Raw genomic sequence first — 20,248 nt, 5'->3', positions numbered from 1 at the left:
AACAATTAAGTTAAGACGCTTTTAAAAATCACATCGTTATTTTTTATTTCCCTGCGGCCTGCATAGGATTTAAACCCGAAGACTGGCCACGGGCGGGGCCTTCAGATACTTTTTGTTTGAATAACTGAAATTTTGATGGCTGAGGTAATTTACCCCAATAGTTATTGCTCTCGTCTATGTCCGCTGTTTCGCGCATCGGATCGAGTTTAATAGATGCCACCTCTTTATCCTGAATATAGAATTTAGATACTTTCTTCTCGTTCAGGCGCCATATTTGGGCGGGAATGCGATCGATGGATTTTGTACCATCGGTAAAGGTAAATTCTACAATAATAGGCATAACTAAACCGCCTTTATTACTAAAGTCCAGTTCGTAAAAATACTTGCCGCCATATTTAGCTTTGTCTTCAGCAGTAAATGGTTCGGTCGCAAAACCTTCAGGCTCCGGCTGCGCTTTTACTAAAGCCGAGAATTTAGCGGTATCAACTGAAACCATTCCTCTGTCGTATTTCCAGTAGAAATCACGGGTTGCAGTATCTCTGTCGGTATAAAATTTAATAGTTTTGTCTTCGCGGTTTCTTACTTTAGATATATCATCAAAGCTGTTTACCGCAGGTGGCGCAACCTCTTCACCACGACGACCAAATCGTCTTCCCATGTTATCAGGCGCTTTGTCAGCAAGATCAGCTTTCCCAACTTTTACCGAATCTAAAGAAATATCAACCGGATCTGTTCCATAGAACCAGCCCCTCCAAAACCAATCCAGATCCTCACCGCTCGCATCTTCCATCGTACGGAAAAGATCTTCAGGAGTAGGATGTTTAAATGCCCAGCGTTTTGCGTACTGCTTAAATGCAAAGTCGAATAATTTACGACCCATAATAGTTTCCCGTAAAATATTTAAAGCTGTTGCAGGTTTTGAGTAAGCATTAGGGCCAAATCGTACGATATTTTCAGAGTTGGTCATTATTGGCTCTAACTCATCCTTAGGCAGTTTCATGTAATTTACAATGGTATAAGCGGCGCCTTTTTTACTCGGGAACTTATTATCCCAAAGTTCTTCAGTAAGGTATTCCACAAAAGAATTCAAGCCTTCGTCCATCCATGTCCACTGGCGCTCATCACTGTTAATGATCATCGGGAAAAAGTTGTGGCCAACTTCGTGGATGATAACCCCTATCATTCCATTTTTGGTGCTTTCGCTGTAGGTACCGTCTTTTTCAGTACGGCCATAGTTAAAGCATATCATCGGGTATTCCATACCGTTTGATGCCTCAACGCTTTGAGCAACCGGATACGGATAAGGAATAGTAAAGCTTGAATATGATTTAATAGTGTGCGCCACCAAACGGGTTGAATATTTGCTGTAAAGATTATAAGCCTCTTTACCATAATAGCTCATGCACATTACATTTTTGCCGCCCACGTTTTGCCCCATGGCATCCCATATAAATTTGCGGGATGATCCCCATGCAAAATCGCGTACGTTATTAGCCTGAAAAACCCAGGTTTTTGTACCCTTGGCAGGTGACGCTTCTGCCTTTTTAGCTTCGGCAAGTGTAACTATCTGTACAGGAACCGATGATGTTTTCGCTTTATTGTACCGGGCCATTCTCTCCGGGCTTAAAACAGCGCTGTAATTGATACATTCGCCTGTACCACCAATAATGTGATCGGCAGGAACGGTCATTTGTACGTGGAAGTTACCAAATGTTAAAGCAAACTCGCCACGACCTGTGAACTGATGATTTTGCCAGCCCTGGAAATCGCTGTAAACACATAGGCGCGGATACCACTGCGTCATGGTGAACAGATAGTTCCCATCTTCAGGGAAGTACTCATAACCACCCCTGCCGCCTATGGTTTTACGGTCAGTAATTTTATAGTTCCAGTCAATATTGAATACCAGTTTCTCTCCTGATTTTAACGGCGTAGCCAAATCGATACGCATCATGGTTTTATTGATGGTATATGGCAAACTTTTACCGGTAGCGTCGGTAAGTTTGGTGATCACATCTCCCAAGCCGTTATCCTCGTCAGTATTTCTGCCTTCGTTACGATCAATATTTTGCGTAGTTGATGCACGCGGCATAGTTGAGCTGCTTTGGTAATTAGCATTATTGATGCTGCTGTGCTGGTTTTCATCCAATTGCAGCCAAATGTAGCTAAGCGGGTCAGGTGAGTTATTGTAATAAGTCACTGTTTCGCTTCCTGTAAGCTTAAGGTTCTTTTCATCCAGCGTACATTTTATATCATAATCTGCACGTTGTTGCCAGTATTTAACGCCCGGGGCGCCGCTGGCAGTTCTTTGCTCATTAGGCGACCGGAGTATAGTGCCTAACTGCTCAAATTTATTACCATGGTTACTGCCCGGGTTGTTTTGAATATCCTGCGCTACGGCAGCCCCTGCAATACTTAAGGTTAATAATACGCTTGTAAAAATTCGCTTCATATTATGTAAATAAAATTTATTTTAACTCATTAAAACGGCAGCCTCTCAACAGCCATTTTTACGGCTAATGCAAAAACTCCTGAAGATAAAAAAAATATCCAATCCCGCCGCTTTATCTTAACAAAATTCAAAAAAATCAGTGCAAAAATTAGGATAATGGCAACCACCACAATTTGTCCTGCTTCTAACCCTATATTAAAACCGAACAGTCCCATTCCTATGGATTGATCCTTCGCCAGCATTATACGTATGGCATTGGCAAAGCCCATACCGTGTATCAAACCAAAGCCTAATGCCAGGTAATAATTTATTTTAGCGCTCCGCCCCTTTTTATTTATCTGTAAAATATTGTTCAACGCGGTAATAAAAATGGTGCAGGGTATCAAAAACTCTACCCATTTACTTGGGAACCTTATTACATCAAGCACACTTAGCGCTAATGTTAATGAATGGCCGATAGTAAATGCAGTAACCAGTATTAATACCTGCTTAATATCTTTAAATGTATATACTGAGGCAAGGGCGAGGATGAACAACTGATGATCAAGTGCTTCTGTACTGATGATGTGCTTCCACCCTAAACTAAAATAAAAAACCAGATCAGACATACAATAATAAGGAGGTTAAAAGCGTAAATTTAGCACGATTAAACTATAAATAAAATCCGTTTAGTACATGACCGCTTTATTCTGTAAGTCTATATTATATTGTTACATATTATTAGGCCCGTTTTTGGGGAGCAAGCCTGAATACGATAGCTTTCACCCGTTGCATGTGAGCACGGCCGATGTTAGTTTCAATAACCAGGACGGGCATTTGGAGGTTATTTTTACCATATTTACTGATGATTTTGAATCCGCGCTTGAAAAACAGTTTCATAGTAAGTCCGACCTGTCCAAACCGGACATGCATGCGGCTATGGATGTGATGGTAAAAAATTACCTGACCGACCACTTTCAGTTAAAGGCAGACAACACTTTACTACCCTTAAGTTATGTTGGTTTTGAAATAAACCGCGAAGCCGTCAATGTTTATATAGAATCAGGTAAAATAGCCAGCCCGAAAAAGATAGAGGCTTACGATAGCATATTGCACAATTTATTTAACGATCAGCTAAACATTGTGCACATGACCGTTAGCGGCACCCGCAAAAGCGCCAAGTTAGATTATCCGGCAACCCGCATAACACAGGTATTTTAATTGAAATTTAATTAGTTTTTAAATGTTGGCAACCGGTATTTTAAACGATACTCGTTTGGCGAACAGCTGTATATCTTTTTAAACTCCCTGAAAAAATACGTTTTATTGTTAAACCCGGTACGATAAAATATCTCTGAAACTGTCAGATCAGAATTTACCAGTAAGGATGAGGCTTTTTGCAGCCTGATATGCCTTATCAGTTCAGTAGGGGTCATATCCGACAAGGTTTTTATCTTACGATACAACTGAATTTTACTCAGGTTAAGGGCATTCTCTAAAAACGCGCCATCCAATTCCTCATCAATATTTTCCTCAATTACACGGGTAACTTTTTCAATAAAGTTTTTATCACTGTCGTTTAGGTCTTTGTTATGCAGCTGCATATCTATATTCCCCGAATTAAACAGTTGGTGCAGCTTATCGCGGTACTCCAATAACTTTTGAATACGCACTAATAAATGCTCAGTTTGGAAAGGTTTAGGGATATAGGCATCTGCACCGCAACTGTAACCCTCTGTCATCTGTTGCACAGTAGTACGTGCCGATAAAAGCACGAATGGTATATGACAGGTTTCGGAAGTATTTTTTATCAGATCGCACAATTGCAGGCCGTTCATATCGGGCATCATAATATCGCTCACTATCAGGTCTGGCATAGCGCGGTTAATTACCTCCACTGCCTGTTTACCTGTAGATGCCTCATAAATAATATAAGTATCACCCAAAATATCTTTTAACAGATATCTTATCCTTTCTTCGTCATCTACAATCAGTATGGCTTTTTTATCCTCCTGTTCAAAACTTTTTACAAGTGACCGTTTATTACTGTCTGCCAAATTAATGTGTCCTGATTTATCCTGGCCTTCCGGCAGTGAATTAAATATATAAGCCGCGTTATCGCCTTTTTCTGTTTCATTAACCCTCTGGCTCTCATCGGGTACAAAATGCAATGGAAACTGAGTTTTAAATGCTATCCAGTTATTCTCACAACTCACGCTTATTTCGCTGCCTAAAAGCTGTGTTAACTGGCGGGTAAATGCCAGGCCAATACCGGAGCTTATTTTGTTTTGCTGGCTGCTATCTACCACAAAGAACCTGTCAAAAAGGCGACTGATCTCATTATCAGTAAGCTTGCAACCCGAATTGGCCACTACTATTTCCAGTTTATCGGTTTCCTTGCACGTATGGGCAGAAAAAATAATGTATTGCTTGTTTTCGCAGTGTTTAAACGCGTTTGATAACAAGTTAAAGATGATCTTTTCCAGTTTATCTTTATCCATCCACATATCTATGCCTTCCTCTATATGGCACGAAAAATCAAGCTCTTTTTGCTCTACCAGGGCATTAAATAATCCCGCCCGGTTAGCTAATAGTTCGGAGATATTAAAATAGCTATAGTGGTTCTGCAACTGGCCCGATTCCGCTTTGCGGAACTCCAGTAATTGATGAACCAAAAAATGCAGACGCGAGGCTTCCTGTTTAACAATAGATAAAAAGTTGTTTCCACTTTGCTGCTGGTCTGCTTTTTTAGACTTAAATAAATACCTCTCTAACGAACCTAATATCAGGGTTAAAGGCGTTTGCAGTTCATGGGCTATATTGGTAAAAAAGTTTAACTGTTCCTGGTGCAGGTCTTCATCCTTTTTACGCAGCATGTGTTCCATTTTTAATTCATGCTCCATCAGGAATTTATTCCGGCGATAACGGATCAGCAGGTATGCTCCTGCTGATATTATAGCCAGATAAATCATAAAAGCCCACGGTGTGAGCCACCAGTATTGTTTTACTGTAACGGTAAAAGCAGTAACTCCGGGCGTCCAGGCTCCTTCCCCGTTAGACCATTTTATCCTCAACGTATAATCGCCGGGCGGCAGGTTGTTGTAAATTATCTTTTCGCGCTTACCTATAAAGTGCCACCCTTTATCTGCCCCTTCTAAGAAATAGGCATACTGGCATTTTTGCGAGTTAGTATAGGTAATGGGTTGCAGGTTAAGTTCGAAATAATTATCCTGAGGCTTTAAAACGTAATGCCGGTTTATAGATGAGCCGTTTTTAGTGAGCACCCTTAATCCACGTTCAGGTGTGTTTTTTCCGGCAAACTGCATATCAGATATCAACAGATGCGGCTGCTCGTTACTTACGTGTATATTTTGAGGTAAAAAATAGTTAAACCCGTATATACCACCAAAATATAATACGCCCTTTTTATCCTTCCAAACTGCGTTGTCGCTAAACTCATCACTCTGTAAGCCGTCCGACTCTTTGTAATGAACTATCTTTAATTTTTCAGGATTGATCTTTGCAAGGCCCTTGTTGGTACTTATCCAAATATTGTGCTCATTATCCTCATTTATAGCATGTATAGTATTATTGGGCAAACCGCTTGAGGTATTCAGTTTTTCAAATACAGGGTGTGCCGATCTACCGGCTTCTGCCTCATCAATCCAATTAAGCCCGAAACTTGTACCCACCCATAACCGTTTTGCTTTATCAATATAAACTGACAGCACATCGTTGTTAGACAAGCTGCCTTTATATGTTGCCGCTTTAAAAGTTTTGAAGCGGTTTAGTTTTTTGTTAAAAACACTTAAGCCTCCATAACGGCACCCTATCCAAATTCTATCATCACTCCCCTGTGCAAGTGTATAAATAACGTCGGCCGCGGGGCCTTTATCATTACCTGTGTATTTATACCGTTTCAGGTATTCTATTTTCACCTTGCCCTCATTAGTTTTAGCCAGTTTTAAATGCACCAACCCGCTCTCATTAAGTCCCAGCCATACCGAACCATCCTTATCAGACAGTATACAATGCACCGAACCGAACGTAGGGTAATTTTTACTATTAATGATATCATCCCATCTTATAAAGGTTTTGTCCTTTAAGTTATAAAGTGTAACCCCCGGCGCATCGCTGCCAATATAGGCCAAACCGTCGTTACCTTTTTCAATGGCATACACACAATTATCCAACAAATCTACATTGGTATGGAAGGACTGGATAGTAGAAAAGGCTACATTTTTGGTACCCCAATCTTTAATAGTGATAATACCATTACCCTTTGTGCCTATCCACAATTCGTTATTGATCTCGGAAAAAGCCCTAACCGGTATATGGAACGACTGCCCGTTTGGCTGCTTTTGCACAATACCAAAGTAGTTTTCCTTTTTAGCTACCTTAAGTACACCATTACCATCAGTACCGAACCATAACAGGTTGGTGGCATCATTCATTAACGAGGTGGTTCTTACATTTTGCAGAACAGGTATCTGGCTGGCAATTGTATTTGATGGTTTGAATTGCTGGTCGTACTCCCCTATCCCTTTTGACGACCACGCGAAAACATAGTGCTGTTTAAAAAAGCTCATGGAGCGTACTTCATGCGGCAGTTGTAACAGTTTTTGCTTTTGAAAGTTGGTTGTTATCCGATTAAGTTCTCCGGTTTTAGTAGCGTAAAATATCTGATGATTAGTAAAAAATACATTGTCAACATTATCAACCGACGAAAATTGCTTTAATGCCTCAAAGCCCGCGGCAGTTTTTTTGAACGCCTCTAAAATCCCGTCATCTTTTAGTAACCATAGTACACCGTTGTCATCAAACAGTATACGCAGCAGCATAAAGTTTTTTAAACCCTGAATATTTACCGTCTCGAACGTATCTTTTTGGGCGTTATAATGATAAAGCTGTGAACTGTTACGGCGAGCGGCATATATATCATTATCCTTGTCAACAGATACGGTATAACCATTGGTTACTACCTTTTTACTGTTATAAAAATAATTGGTAAAATCTCCGGTGTTTTTATTGAATCGCGATAGCCCCTGAACGGTTCCTACCCATATATTACGGTTATTATCTCCGGTTATCTGATAAATAACATTACTTGCAATTGCGCTTTTACTACCGGCCTTTTCATAATTAAAAACATGTATGTTATTACCATCGTAATAATTTAGTCCGTCCCAGGTGCCGAACCAAACTATGTTATCGGAATCCTGATAGATGGAATTTATGCAACTGTTTGATAGCCCGGTGCTGTTATCAATTTGCTGGTAAGTGTACTGAGCTTTACTTTTGGTACTGCACAACACTAATCCCGCAAAAACCATTAAAGTATACAGGTATCTCATATTCGCCTTAATTAGTTAGATCCTAAAAACCGGAAAGGCCATGTATGGGTGTATACAATGTGCCTCTTTTTATAATTGATTTAACAAATTAAGCAATTTAGGCATCAACAAACTAATACTATTTTAACATTTACCAGTGCTGTATTAGTAAAAATGTCATTTCAGGAAGATTGAAACAACATTTTTACTTTACAGCATTATACTATTTTGGACAGCACTATCTTAAGATAAAGGCATTATTTTAACGAAATTATTAACACTGCTTCCTGTTCAGCATTTAATTCAAAGTCGGGGATAATGATATGACCATCGCTTATTTTAAAATTGGCTATCGCATTTGTTTTACCGGACGAGGGATAAAACACTTTTACTACTGCATCCTTACTACCGTTATAATCCATTGATACAGCAGCTTTTATTTGCCGCTTAGTGTTATTTAACAGGTATGCAAATGATGAATCTCCGCATTTTACAGCCTGGCTATGCAGATATCCCGCAGTTATTTGCAACTGTTCAAATTTACCGTTGCCGGCCTTTAGCATCATATCGCTTATGGCACGTACTCCCTTAAAATAAGGTGTCATATTTTGGTCATCAAACAACTCCCACCACCAACTCATAGGCAATACAGGAGTAGGACTAAACATGCCATACCACAATCCTCGCTTATAATCGTAATCGGCCTCCTTCGCATATTTAGGATCATCATCTTCCCACCGGTAGCCAAACTCACCTACCACATAAGGTTTACCAAAAGTTTGTATATAATCCGGATAGATACCGGGTATTTTTTCAGTATGCTTATAAATATGTTTCTGATTAAAATCAATATACGCAATGGAGTTCAGACCAATAATATCCCTATGAGATATACTGGTAGTGACTAAGTGCTTGTACGGATCAATATCCTTTAAATACCTGCTCATTTCAATATGCCATTCGGTAATTGCTTCTTGAGGTATCAGCACACTGTCGGCTGCTGTATATGCTGCATTATCAATCTCGTTAAAAAATTCAAAAGCGGCAATATTTGGGCTATACCCCCAGCGTGCTACTATATAACGCAGCTTATTTTTATATCTATCCCGAGCCGCACCGTTTGTAAAAAAGTCAGTCGGTGTTTTGCAAGGGCCGCCGTTTAACGCGTTATAAGGGCTACTTTTCCATCCACCATTTTCAATAAGCAAGCCATGCCAGTCCATAGTGAGCATAAAATACAAATGCAGCGAGTCGGCCATATTTACCAGTTGATCCATCCGCTTAATTCCGCCAGGATTAAAATATTCATCGGTGTTTTTATACCTTTTGGTTGAACGTACCTTTTGCCACTCAAGCGGCAAATTCCAGTAGCTCATCCAGGTGCGGAAAAAATTCGCGCCGTTTTTTGAGAGCGTGGGTAACAGATAATTGTAAGTCCATTTAGGGTTCTCGAATGAACGCGACTCCCACCCTACGTTTTCGCCTATGCCCCGAAAAAGGTCTCCATTATCAAATTTAAACGTCCACAAGTTGTTTTTGTGTAAGAAGCCTTGCTTTGTTGATGCCGCGGCGGTAAATGTACCGCTGGCGCTCTCCGCCTCACCGTTTTTACTTTTTAAGGTAAAATGATAGCTATATTCTCCGGCCTCCTGCGGCGTAAAGCGAGCCTTCCATACAGAAGCGGCGCTACTACCTCCCTCAAAATAACAGGGAAGATACAGCGGTTTGCCGGACGGGCTGATGAGCAGCATATCTAAACTTATTTGCTGCTGATCGTAAGGGTTTGAAAATGGAGCGGATAAATTAATATCCCACTCCGATCTCTCAAACTCAACAACCTTATTATTTAGCAGTTTATAAGTAATGCTGCTTTGCTTTTGTTGCGCTGCTGCTATTCGCAGCTGCAATAAAAACAACAAACCTACACCTGCTTTGTAAATTAATTTCATTTTGGATAAAATTTATTACACTTTATTATTCTATTTCCATCCGGGCATCTTATCCAGCGTTATTACATTTGCTGAGTTATACAGTGTATTAACCTGCGCATCGGTATTTGCCGAGAAGGTTAGTTCCGACCAGCTCATGAAGAATGTCCATTTAGGCTGTGTGTATAATATATCTGATGTTGGTAATTTATCGCACTCACCTATTGCTATTGGTTTACCGTTCGCCGCTTTAACCATGATGTCATACTTAGTTTTGGTGTATCCGCTGCCATCATAAACATCAAGTGCGGCAACATCCCAGTAATCATCACCGGGATTATAAGAATCTACATCAGACGCAAGGCTACCAAAATCCTGCACATCCCAAACCCATATCAGGTTGGTAAGTCCTTTGGTTTTGGTCATGTAATCATGCAGTTGCTGATATAACTTACGCGTTCCGTTAGCACCGGGTCTTCCGCCCCACCAAAACGCGCCCTGATTCATCTCATGATATGGGCGCCACAACACTTCTACATTTTTATCTTTAAGCTGCTGCAGATACACGCACACTTCATCTACTAAAAGTTTCCATTTAGAATTGATCTCCGTACCATCTGTCAGCAATTCGGTCCATTGCGCATCAGTAAGTTTGCTTTTTACACCTTTGTCATCAAACTCGCAGGGTTCACCCAAAGCCGGGTTACAGGAGTGCCACATAATGTTGACCAGGGCGCCTTTGTTAAATTCATTAACGGCCTCATCAATCATTACCTGCCTGTTTTTAATATTATCCGCCTGAAACATAAAATCGCTGCTCCACAGGCCGGCATATTTACCGGTAACGTTTTTGGCATGATCTGTCCACGCGGCAGGCGAAGTAATTGGTTCGCGGTTATGAATACCACTTACCGTTTTTGAGCCGGATATGGTATACAAATATTTTAGCATTTTAAACGGCGTGTTAGTTATTACGGGGGTTTCGGTATTTCCGTTAGTGGAACCATTTCCGTTATTATTGGAAAAAACGGGTTCTTTTGTTTTTCGGCAAGCGAAAAATGCAAATGCCAAAGCCAGTATAAATATGGAAGAAACTATTGTTTTTCTCATGGGTGACGAATTTTTCAGCCAGCTTTTAAATGCTGAACTGTGATTGATTACACCGGGCATATCGGGTCCGGCTAAAGATTTATTATTTAATATATTAACCATCAGGGCCGGGGATATTTAGAGTTTTATAACAGGTGTGTTAACGTTAACACACCTGCTCACCCTATAGAATTATAATGTTTTATTGTTTTTTAACATCCACCCACAATTTGTACGGACGTTTCACTATTTTATCATAATCTGAATAAATATTCCCGTAGTCATCAGCTCCCGACAGGGCAAATGTAAAGGCGTTATCCGTAATGGTTTTTGATTTACCATTACCCAGATCAACCGTTCCTGCACCATCGAACGTACATTTTTTTGTAGTACCGTCGGCAAAAGTAAACGTAACGGTATTATCAGAGTAGTTGTGAAGCCACTTGCCATTACCTTTTGGAATAACCCTGTATCTGTCGTTCACATCGGTAACCGGGTTTTTGTTATATACAAAGTTTGCGTACAAGCCATCCGGGCCAGCATTATTAACGATATCGCCTTGTGTATTACCGTCTGATGTTACTCCGGTGTAAGTAAAGGTGAGTGTATTATCATATTCTACACCGGGGCCGTCTGCAGGCCAAACGGATTTGGTAGCCAGATTAAATACCGCACCACCACCATATTGAGGACCAGTACCTCCGTACAGGGTATAATCCTGTATGGTAAATGTACCTAATAATGCTTCCGTAAATGGTTGCAATATCACTGTCCAGTCGCGGGTTTCCCCTGTTTCAGATGTTACAGTATAGGTAGTCCTATTATCAGAGGCTGCAAAATCTACAGCAGTACCTGATGCCGGGCTAACTGTTGCCTTATATGAGGGTTGTATATTGGCCACCACATTATTAAAGGTGGTTCCGTTTTGTACCAGCACCCTTACGGTAACCGTTGCGTTGGGCCTGTCAACTACAGCAGGACCAACCTGCACATACCCTTCGCCAAGTGTAACCGCTTCAATGGCGCGCTCATGGCTTTGTATCCCCTCTGAGGGATCTTTTTTACATGCTGTAAAAAACAATACAGCCAGTATGAATATATAATTTATACGTTTCATGTCGGTTTATTTAATTAGTTGTTCAAATTGGGGTTTCTGTCAACCTCTGATTGCGGGATTGGGAAAAAGTACGGATCACCTGTAATGGTTTTACCATATTTATTCACCAATATATTTTCCATATTATGTGTTCTGCGCAAGTCAAACAAACGCTGCCCTTCAAAGCACAGCTCCCATGATCTTTCCTGCAATACCGCGTCGCGGAACTGCTGCACAGTTAAAGCCGGTGGTAAATTTCCTAAGCCTGCACGGTTACGGATAGCATTAACAGCATTATAACCCTCTGCTGTAGGACCGCTTGCTTCGGCATATACTAATAATACATCTGAGTAACGCAAAATAGGTGTATTACAACTGGTTTGGTCGCCTGCCTGCCAGCCCGAATCATTGAATTTATTACTGAACGGACGGGTGTAAGAATCTGTAATACTCAAATTTTGAGTCGGGCCGGTTCCTGAATTACCACCGTTTACGTCATATATAGTTGATATAATAAGCTGAGTTTTACGTTTATCATTATCATCAAAACTATTGTAAAGTGCGGGCTCTGTTAAAAACTCGTTAAAGCCCCCGGGTACAAATACACCATTTGGCAACCTGAAATTCAGGTTAGGCATAAACATTTTTGGCAGTTTTGAATATAGCCCTTCATTAGTACCTGTACGATCTGCAGAGGCATCCCATAAATGCTCCGGACCTGACTTCTTGTTTACATCATATATAGCAACCAGGTCAGGATCTAAGCCATAAACGGTTTGGTTATTTACTACCATGCCTGAATACTCCTTAGCTTTGGCATACATTTCGTCAGCATTGGTTACAAAATCGTAACCCGGTGAACCAGTTGCTTTTGCTGAGGCTAATGTCAGATACACTTTGGACAATAAACCCCACGCCCCTACCTGATTTACACGACCAAGTCTTCTCACCTGATCCATCATACCCGAGGCTTTAGTCAGATCATCTATAATCTGATCATAAATATCCTTCATGGATGATTTTGGCAAATTAGTTTTGCTCGGATCATCAACAGGCTCCAGGTGCATGGGTACTGCGCCAAACAACCTTACCAGGTTAAAATAATGCAATGCCCGCAGGGTGTAAGCTTCTCCCAATATTTCGTTCTTTGCCGCATCGCTCATGGAAGTGATAGCGGGCACATACGTAATTACCAGATTGGCGCGGTTAATACCCACATAAGGTAACTGAAAGCCAGGTCGTAGCGTACCGTTTACCGAGGTAACCGCCAATTTATCAAGCAGTACGTTGTCAGCTGCTTTACCTGCTGCTATCTCAATATCCTCGGTAGGTGCTTCTGTTAGGGTAATAAAATTACGTGAATAGTAATCCAGATCCGGGAGGATGGAATAAGCATATATCAATGCCGAATTCGCATCCGCTTCGGTTTGGTAAAAGTTCTCGGTTGAAAGAAACCCGTATGGCTTTTCTTCCAGCTGTTTTTTACAGGAGGTAAAGGCTGTTGCGGCCAAAACCAACGCTATATATCTAAATTTTTTCATGTTTGTTGATATTAATAATTAGAAACTAACATTTAAGCCCAGTGAATAAGCTCTTGGCTTACGATAGCCACCACCAAACTGACCGTTTTCCTGAACCTCAGGATCAAAACTTGGGTTAAATTTGGTAAAGGTGTAAAGGTTGTTTCCCGAAAAATAAATACGAAGGTTTGATATCCCTTTGATTAATCCTGATTTTAAGGTGTATCCCAGGTTAACATTTTGTATGCGCAGGAATGAACCATCCTCAACGTACCAGTCAGAAGAGTAGTTTACACGAGTTGAGTTTACACTCGGATACAGGTTGGTCGGGTTGTCGGGTGTCCAGCGTTGCAATTGTGCACTTGGGGTAAACTTGGAAAAGTTGAATACGTCGTTACCGTACACGCCATAAAACTGCGCCGATAAGTCAAACCTTTTGTATCTTAAAGCGGTGTTAAAGCTGTAAGTGAATTTTGGATTAGGGTTACCTATAATGTACTCACCGTTTTGGCCAACAGGCAGCGGGCCACCTGCTATATATTTCAGGTCGCCTGCTTTTTGAACGGTACCGTCAACCGATGAAACACCGCCCGTTTCCTGTATTACACCATCGTACTTGTAACCAACAAAAACAAGTGCTGGCTGGCCGTTTATATAATAATTAAGTGGCGCCCTGATGGCTTCGATATCGCCCTGAGCAGCTTCTATATCATTACCTCCACCAATTTGAAGTACTTTATTACGATTCAGTCCAAAGTTACCGCCAACACTCCAATCAACACCACCGTTCAAAATCTGCGCGTTAAAGCCCAGTTCAAAACCTTTATTATCAATTGTACCATCGTTTATTTGTATTACGCTGTAACCTGATGATAGTGCTATCTGATTTAGGCGTAACAGATCGGTAGTATGTTTATAGTAATAATCGGCAGTTAAGGTTACGCGCTGATTAAACAAGCCCAGATCTAAACCAATATCAAGCTGACGGGTGGTTTCCCATTTTAAGCTCTTATTACCCAGGCCGTTAAACACCTTGCCGTTTACGTTCGATCCATCGTTAAAGAACGGCGGGCCGTAACCGGTTTGGAAACCACCATCAGTATAATACTTATAACTACCTAACAGGGATAGTGATTGGTACGGAGAGATTCCCTGGTTACCAACTATACCATAACTGGCTCTTACTTTTAATTCAGATATCTGCGGGATATTCCTCATGAATGATTCTTCAGTTACCTTCCACGCCAGAGCGCCGGTAGGGAAAAACGCATATTTGTTATTCTCACCAAATTTTGATGAACCATCAACCCTGCCTGTAAATGTTAACAGGTAACGATTTTTATAGGTATAGTTAAAACGACCGTAGTATGATTCTAAAACGGTTTTTGTTGAATTATTGGCAACTACATACGTGGTTGCGCCCGCCAGATTCTCATCATTCAATATATCATTTACAAAACCCTGACCCTGTATGCTTGATGTGCGCACAGTACTGGTTTCGTAACTTGTACCCGCAACAAAATTCAGGTGATGATCTTTAGCGAAGATATCATCATAGGTTAAAAAATTCTCCACTATAAGGTGGTTAGAGTTATAGTTACTAAGTGTACCTAAGCCCTGGAACTGATAACCGGAAGATGTTGCATCACGCGGCTGATAATTATCCCCTATAGAGTTTCCGTAAGCGTTGCTGATACGGGTTTTAAAGTTCAGCTGTTTAATAATATCCCAGCTAACATAGGCTGAAGATAAAACATCAAGCGTTTTGCTTTTATTTAATACTTCATTGGCAATTTGAAGCGGGTTGCCGTAATCATTACTGCCAATATGAAAGTAGCTGCCATCCGGATTTAAAGCGGGGAAGATGATACTGCGATCTACTGAAAGCCCCTGCCCGTAATTTTTTGTCCAGGTTGATATCACGTTAACACCCAGTGTAACGTTATCCTTTAGCTTTTGCTCCAGATTTACACGGCCGCTGTATTTCTCATATCCGTTTTTAATGGCAAGTCCCTGTTCGTTATAATAATTGCCCGAAACGGAATACTTGGTTTTTTCGGTACCGCCATCGGCAGATAAAGTATAACTCTGTGATATAGGATTACGGTATACCAGTTTAGCCCAGTCAGTATTATACGGCCATGGATCTTTTGTGGGATCAAGACCACGCAATTCTGCCACGGACGGGTAATAAGTGCCGCCGATTTCCTGACCTACAAACTGTGGTGCAACGCCGCCATTGATCCGCGCTTCGTTACTAATTACCGCCTCATTAACCGGGTCATGGAAAACATCCAGTTTATTGCCTAGCGTAGATACCGTTGTTAAAGAATTGAAGGAGATACGTGCCTGACCGGTTTTACCGCGTTTGGTTGTAATTAATATTACACCATTTGCACCCCTGGAGCCATATATTGCTGCCGAAGACGCGTCTTTTAATACCTCTATTGATTCAATATCATCCGGATTTACTTGTTTAATGTTTCCGGCATCGCCCAAAGGAATACCATCAATAACCACCAGCGCGTTAGCATCCGCACGTGAACCAAGCCCTCTTACACGTATGGTAGCCCCTGCCCCGGGCTGGCCCGAAGTTGAGATAACCCTTACGCCCGGAATTTTACCCTGCAGTAACTGGTCAACATTACCTGATGGCGTACGGTTAAGGTCGCTCCCTTTAATGGAACCCACCGAGCCGGTAACATCACTCTTTTTGGTTGTACCATAACCTACCACTACCACATCGTTCAAATCGCGGATGGCGTTCTGTAAGACCACGTCAACATGGGTTTGGGCCGGCCCTACGGTAACCTCGCGCTGCTGCATACCGATAAATGAAAATACCAGTGTGCCCTGCGGGGAAGGTAACTCTATAGAAAATTTGCCCTTAACATCTGTTACTGCCCGTACAGATGTGCCTTTAACTGCTATAGTAACACCGGGTAAGGTTATCCCTTGCTGATCGGTTACTACACCGGTAACCTGCTTTTGCTGAGCAAACGCTGTAACCGCGCTCATGCAAAGGAAGATCACACACATTAGTTTTGTGTAAAAAGTTGTCCTCATAATTTATTAATTGGTTTATTTAATGAGGACAATATTAGGCTACAGGTATTTTATGTAATTACACTATACTTACATAGTAGTACACTATGGTTTAGTACAGGTATTAAAATGCTTTTCGGGAGGTTTGCTGCTATAATTATTTATGACTTGCAGTATCCTGACTGCATATTTTTTATATTTATAACTGGATTTGATACGACATAGAATGGAAAATATCATCAATTTTAAAAACGGATACACAGAAGTAAACGGATTAAAAATGTATTATGAAGTTTACGGAACAGGAAAACCACTGGTGTTGATCCATGGGGGCGGATCAACTATAGAAACTTCATTTGGCCGTATTATTCCACTATTGGCAAAAACGCGGCAAATAATAGCTATGGAATTACAAGCACATGGGCATACAAATGACCGCCAGACCGATCTGTCGTTCGGCCAGAATGCGGATGATATAGCGGTACTGTTAAATGACCTTAAAATTTCAAACGCAGATTTTTTGGGATACAGCAATGGCGGGCATACGCTTATAGAAATTGCTTTACGATTTCCCCATGTCATCAATAAAATGATTTTGGCCTCAACATTTTATAAAAGAGATGCCGCTCCACCCCAATTTTGGGAAGGATTTGATCATGTCACCATAAATAATATGCCGGAGGTTTTACAAAAGGGCTATTTAAAAGCCAATAACAGCGAAGAGGGCTTAATAAACATGTTTAACAAAGATGTTAAATTATTAAAAGGATTTACGGATTGGAGTGATGCGCAAATGCGGTCAATTAAAGCTCCGGCATTGGTAATAAATGCTACTCAGGATGTAGGGAGTGTGGAGCATGCGGTAAAAATGTATCGCATGATACCAAATTGTGAGTTAGTAATATTACCGGGTACGCATGGCGAGTTTTTAGGTACTGCAGAAGCCATCAGTAACGGTACATGGAATCAGGAGTATAGCATACAGATAATAGAAGAATTTTTGGACAGAAATCAGGAAAAAACTGAAGTGTAAATGGCTTTTCATGTAGATTGTATATAACTATGTAGTTGTTCTATAGTTTCTTTTTGAGAGTGTATGGTCTCATAAACTACGTCATTGATAGAGATAATTCCAGACAAATCGTCGCTGTTGTTAAATACTGGTAAATAACGTACATTCTTTTCACTCATTACACGCATACATTCATCAACAGAGATATCGGGAGATATTTTAGGGCAATTGTCGCTCATAATTTCGCTCACGGTGGTCTCACCTGAATGTTTGCCCATTAATATCACTTTACGTGCATAATCCCTTTCGGTAACCAAACCCATATATTTGCCGTTATTAGTTACCACAACAGATCCGATATTGTTATCTGCCATAAGTTTTAAAACAGTAAATACGGTAGTATCAGCAGATACAGTGATAACCGTGCTCCCCTTACGGGCAAGGATATGTTTTACGCACTTCATAATGTCGGTATTTTGGTTGTTTGAATTTACGAATAACTAACAGAAAAACAACGCTTTAATTTATTTTTTTTTGTAATTAGCCATTTAGATACTTGTGTATTAAAGAATTTTTTTGAATGATATCGCACTATCCTGCCCCATCAATTATTTTGTTAATTCAAACTTTCTACAGAATTTATTAGTAAATAGCGGTTGTTTTCAACACTATATTTACTTTCCCACTGTACTTTGAAAAAGATCATTTTTATTTTACTAAGTATTATCAGCGTTACAGCCAATGCGCAAATATCAGATACGGTAAATCAGTATTCAACCAATATATTCGCATTTCCGGATGCCATTCCTCATTCCAAATCCAGCATTTACTCTTTTATTCCACCGGCGGCTTTTATAACGTATGGCGCACTATCTTTTAAAGTAAAAGGAATAAGACAGGTTGATTATAATGTTTATAATGATTTGATAAAAGATCACCCGAATTTCAACAATCATATTGAAAATTATTTGCAGTATGCGCCGGTAGTAATGGTTTACGGATTGAACATTGCAGGAGTACAGGGTAAAAATTCTTTTATCGACAGAACGATATTGTTGGGCATGTCCGAAGGGATAATGGGTTTAACCGTTTTTTCTTTAAAACATGCCACCAACCGGTTACGTCCAGATGGTTCTGACAGGTTCTCGTTCCCGTCCGGACACACCGGCAATGCGTTTGCCGCTGCAGAATTTATGGCACAGGAATACAGTGAAAAATCCATTTGGTATGGTGTGGCAGGTTATTCATTTGCAACCGCTACGGCGATACTACGGGTTTATAACCGCGACCATTGGTTCAGTGATGTAATAGCGGGAGCAGGTTTTGGCATTATATCCACAAAGGCGGCTTACCTAATATATCCGTTGTTCCGGAACAAACTTTTCCATAAAAACAACTCCGTCAGAAACAGCCTGATAATGCCCACCTATAGCAATGGTGTAGCAGGTTTTGCCTTTGTAAAGCAGTTATGATCAATTACTGCTTATGGCTTTAGTAACATTCCGGGTAAGACGCTGCAGTATGGTAGCGTCTTCCGTTACGATTTCGGCATTAGCCACCATCCCCTGTTTTAAATGAACAGGCTTTTTAAGATCGGAAAGACTGTTCGACCGGAAATCAACCCTCGAAATAAATATACTGTCCCGATAAGGCACATCTGCAATGTAACTGATGCGGCCACGTAACATACCGTATTCCTCAAACGGATAACTTTTCAGTTTGATCAGCACCTCCTGCCCCTTCTTTACCTTTCCCAAATTATCCTGCGGAATGGTCATCTCGCCAAAAAACTTATCATTACCCGAATTGATATAGAAAACCTCCTGCCCCGGTGACACTACCTGGTTTTGTTGTACAATACCTGCGAAAGATACTTTACCTGCCTGCGAGGCGCTAAGTATATATTTGTTCTCCCAGTCTTCCATCTGGCTTATTAAACTGTTTAGCGCCTGTGCAAATCCCGCCTTTTCTTCCAATATCTGATTATCCAGTTCCAGTATCTCTTTTTGTTTGGCTAATAAATTAGCGTTAGCGGATATCAGCGAAGCATCGGTTTGTATCAACGGCGACTTTTTGGAAAGGTATTTACTTTCCTGCTGGCGCAGCTCGGCAGGTGTTTCCACTTTGGCCTTAGCCAGTTTTTGGTGCATGGCGTACTCATCCTCGGCCAGTTTCAGATCTTGCTGCTGTAAAGATTTTTCCGCCTTAAGCTGACCGGCCTGCTCATTTAAACTGGTAATATCTTTTTGCAGATAAGCTCTTTTTTTCAACAAAAAACCGTCTTCTACAGTCGACTTATAACTGATATATGCCTGCGCGAAAGACTGGTAAGCCGCCTGTAATTCGCCTAACTGAGTATTTGCTGTATTATTAAACAGATTGCTATTAACCGGCTGATTAAGAGACAATTGCTTTTGTACTTTTTTTAAGTTAGTTAGTAAGGCTAAAACCTTACTATGATCGGCGGTACTTTCTATATAAGCCAATGGCTGATCCGCCACAACTTCCTGATCGTTCTTTACCAATAATTTAACCAACTTCCCGGTTATTTTTGGCACCACAGGTTTAGCCACATTAGGCGATGTAATTTTTAACTGGGTTTTAATAATATCCGGATATCTGATAAATGCAGAAAGAGCCACCAATAACATCAGAATACAAAAAAACAGGGTGATACCCCAACGCAGTATCCATGATGGTACAGACGTAATAATATCCTGCACATCGTCGGTATGCCGGGTTTCGGCATGTATCTCTGTATAAGTACTGGGCATAATTAATTAATTTTCATTTT

13 protein-coding genes are annotated in these 20,248 nt (G+C 40.7%); 3 read left to right on the top strand and 10 right to left on the bottom strand.

Features of this window, described 5'->3' with window-relative positions; genetic code table 11:
- Positions 1-43: 43 nt before the first annotated feature.
- Together I5M19_RS06330 and I5M19_RS06325 are read right to left on the bottom strand one after the other, a co-directional pair.
- Positions 44-2,452: a M1 family metallopeptidase gene (locus tag I5M19_RS06330; RefSeq protein WP_200065361.1), complete on the bottom strand. Its 2,409-nt coding sequence runs from the start codon at positions 2,450-2,452 to the stop codon at positions 44-46.
- 29 nt (positions 2,453-2,481) lie between these two features.
- Positions 2,482-3,060, bottom strand: a complete 579-nt coding sequence (locus I5M19_RS06325; RefSeq protein ID WP_200065360.1) for a HupE/UreJ family protein — start codon at positions 3,058-3,060, stop codon at positions 2,482-2,484.
- Between the two features lie 67 nt (positions 3,061-3,127).
- On the opposite strand from I5M19_RS06325, the gene I5M19_RS06320 reads away from it, so the two are divergent.
- On the top strand, positions 3,128-3,652 hold the full coding sequence (locus I5M19_RS06320; protein WP_200065359.1) for a DUF6702 family protein: 525 nt from the start codon (positions 3,128-3,130) through the stop codon (positions 3,650-3,652).
- Between the two features lie 11 nt (positions 3,653-3,663).
- Here the strand turns inward: I5M19_RS06320 and I5M19_RS06315 are convergent, their stop codons facing one another.
- From I5M19_RS06315 to I5M19_RS06290, 6 genes are all read right to left on the bottom strand, one after another.
- Positions 3,664-7,785 carry a hybrid sensor histidine kinase/response regulator transcription factor gene (locus I5M19_RS06315; RefSeq protein ID WP_200065358.1) on the bottom strand — a complete coding sequence of 1,374 codons (4,122 nt, stop codon included), beginning with the start codon at positions 7,783-7,785 and terminating at the stop codon, positions 3,664-3,666.
- Between the two features lie 236 nt (positions 7,786-8,021).
- A complete protein-coding gene (locus tag I5M19_RS06310; RefSeq protein WP_200065357.1) occupies positions 8,022-9,713 on the bottom strand; it encodes a DUF5060 domain-containing protein in 1,692 nt (563 codons plus the stop codon).
- Positions 9,714-9,743: 30 nt separating this feature from the next.
- Complete coding sequence (locus tag I5M19_RS06305; RefSeq protein ID WP_200065356.1) at positions 9,744-10,802, bottom strand: glycoside hydrolase family 26 protein; 1,059 nt, start codon at positions 10,800-10,802, stop codon at positions 9,744-9,746.
- A 181-nt stretch (positions 10,803-10,983) separates the two neighbouring features.
- Positions 10,984-11,898: a hypothetical protein gene (locus I5M19_RS06300; protein WP_200065355.1), complete on the bottom strand. Its 915-nt coding sequence runs from the start codon at positions 11,896-11,898 to the stop codon at positions 10,984-10,986.
- Positions 11,899-11,912: 14 nt separating this feature from the next.
- The gene (locus tag I5M19_RS06295; protein ID WP_200065354.1) at positions 11,913-13,418 is read right to left on the bottom strand and encodes a RagB/SusD family nutrient uptake outer membrane protein; all 1,506 of its coding nucleotides are present in this window, start codon (positions 13,416-13,418) and stop codon (positions 11,913-11,915) included.
- A gap of 18 nt (positions 13,419-13,436) precedes the next feature.
- Positions 13,437-16,463 (bottom strand): SusC/RagA family TonB-linked outer membrane protein, encoded by a 3,027-nt coding sequence (locus I5M19_RS06290; protein WP_200065353.1) that lies wholly within the window; start codon positions 16,461-16,463, stop codon positions 13,437-13,439.
- 205 nt (positions 16,464-16,668) lie between these two features.
- On the opposite strand from I5M19_RS06290, the gene I5M19_RS06285 reads away from it, so the two are divergent.
- The gene (locus I5M19_RS06285) at positions 16,669-17,475 is read left to right on the top strand and encodes an alpha/beta fold hydrolase (protein WP_214653028.1); all 807 of its coding nucleotides are present in this window, start codon (positions 16,669-16,671) and stop codon (positions 17,473-17,475) included.
- Between the two features lie 8 nt (positions 17,476-17,483).
- Here I5M19_RS06285 and I5M19_RS06280 read toward each other — a convergent pair whose 3' ends face one another.
- Positions 17,484-17,918, bottom strand: a complete 435-nt coding sequence (locus tag I5M19_RS06280; protein ID WP_200065351.1) for a CBS domain-containing protein — start codon at positions 17,916-17,918, stop codon at positions 17,484-17,486.
- A 228-nt stretch (positions 17,919-18,146) separates the two neighbouring features.
- Here I5M19_RS06280 and I5M19_RS06275 point away from each other — a divergent pair, with 228 nt between their 5' ends.
- Positions 18,147-18,926: a phosphatase PAP2 family protein gene (locus I5M19_RS06275; protein ID WP_200065350.1), complete on the top strand. Its 780-nt coding sequence runs from the start codon at positions 18,147-18,149 to the stop codon at positions 18,924-18,926.
- On the opposite strand, the gene I5M19_RS06270 is transcribed toward I5M19_RS06275, so the two are convergent.
- Positions 18,927-20,228: an HlyD family secretion protein gene (locus tag I5M19_RS06270; RefSeq protein WP_200065349.1), complete on the bottom strand. Its 1,302-nt coding sequence runs from the start codon at positions 20,226-20,228 to the stop codon at positions 18,927-18,929.
- Positions 20,229-20,248 lie beyond the last annotated feature (20 nt).

Source organism: Mucilaginibacter segetis (assembly GCF_016522075.1).
In the GTDB taxonomy this organism is placed as follows: domain Bacteria; phylum Bacteroidota; class Bacteroidia; order Sphingobacteriales; family Sphingobacteriaceae; genus Mucilaginibacter; species Mucilaginibacter segetis.
This window is presented reverse-complemented; position numbering and strand designations above follow the sequence as displayed.

Excerpts from the sequence above, each read along its gene's own strand:
- I5M19_RS06330 (WP_200065361.1), bottom strand. The coding sequence starts at position 2,452 with ATGAAGCGAATTTTTACAAGCGTATTATTAACCTTAAGTATTGCAGGG.
- I5M19_RS06325 (WP_200065360.1), bottom strand. The coding sequence starts at position 3,060 with ATGTCTGATCTGGTTTTTTATTTTAGTTTAGGGTGGAAGCACATCATC.
- I5M19_RS06320 (WP_200065359.1), top strand. The coding sequence starts at position 3,128 with ATGACCGCTTTATTCTGTAAGTCTATATTATATTGTTACATATTATTA.
- I5M19_RS06315 (WP_200065358.1), bottom strand. The coding sequence starts at position 7,785 with ATGAGATACCTGTATACTTTAATGGTTTTTGCGGGATTAGTGTTGTGC.
- I5M19_RS06310 (WP_200065357.1), bottom strand. The coding sequence starts at position 9,713 with ATGAAATTAATTTACAAAGCAGGTGTAGGTTTGTTGTTTTTATTGCAG.
- I5M19_RS06305 (WP_200065356.1), bottom strand. The coding sequence starts at position 10,802 with ATGAGAAAAACAATAGTTTCTTCCATATTTATACTGGCTTTGGCATTT.
- I5M19_RS06300 (WP_200065355.1), bottom strand. The coding sequence starts at position 11,898 with ATGAAACGTATAAATTATATATTCATACTGGCTGTATTGTTTTTTACA.
- I5M19_RS06295 (WP_200065354.1), bottom strand. The coding sequence starts at position 13,418 with ATGAAAAAATTTAGATATATAGCGTTGGTTTTGGCCGCAACAGCCTTT.
- I5M19_RS06290 (WP_200065353.1), bottom strand. The coding sequence starts at position 16,463 with ATGAGGACAACTTTTTACACAAAACTAATGTGTGTGATCTTCCTTTGC.
- I5M19_RS06285 (WP_214653028.1), top strand. The coding sequence starts at position 16,669 with ATGGAAAATATCATCAATTTTAAAAACGGATACACAGAAGTAAACGGA.
- I5M19_RS06280 (WP_200065351.1), bottom strand. The coding sequence starts at position 17,918 with ATGAAGTGCGTAAAACATATCCTTGCCCGTAAGGGGAGCACGGTTATC.
- I5M19_RS06270 (WP_200065349.1), bottom strand. The coding sequence starts at position 20,228 with ATGCCCAGTACTTATACAGAGATACATGCCGAAACCCGGCATACCGAC.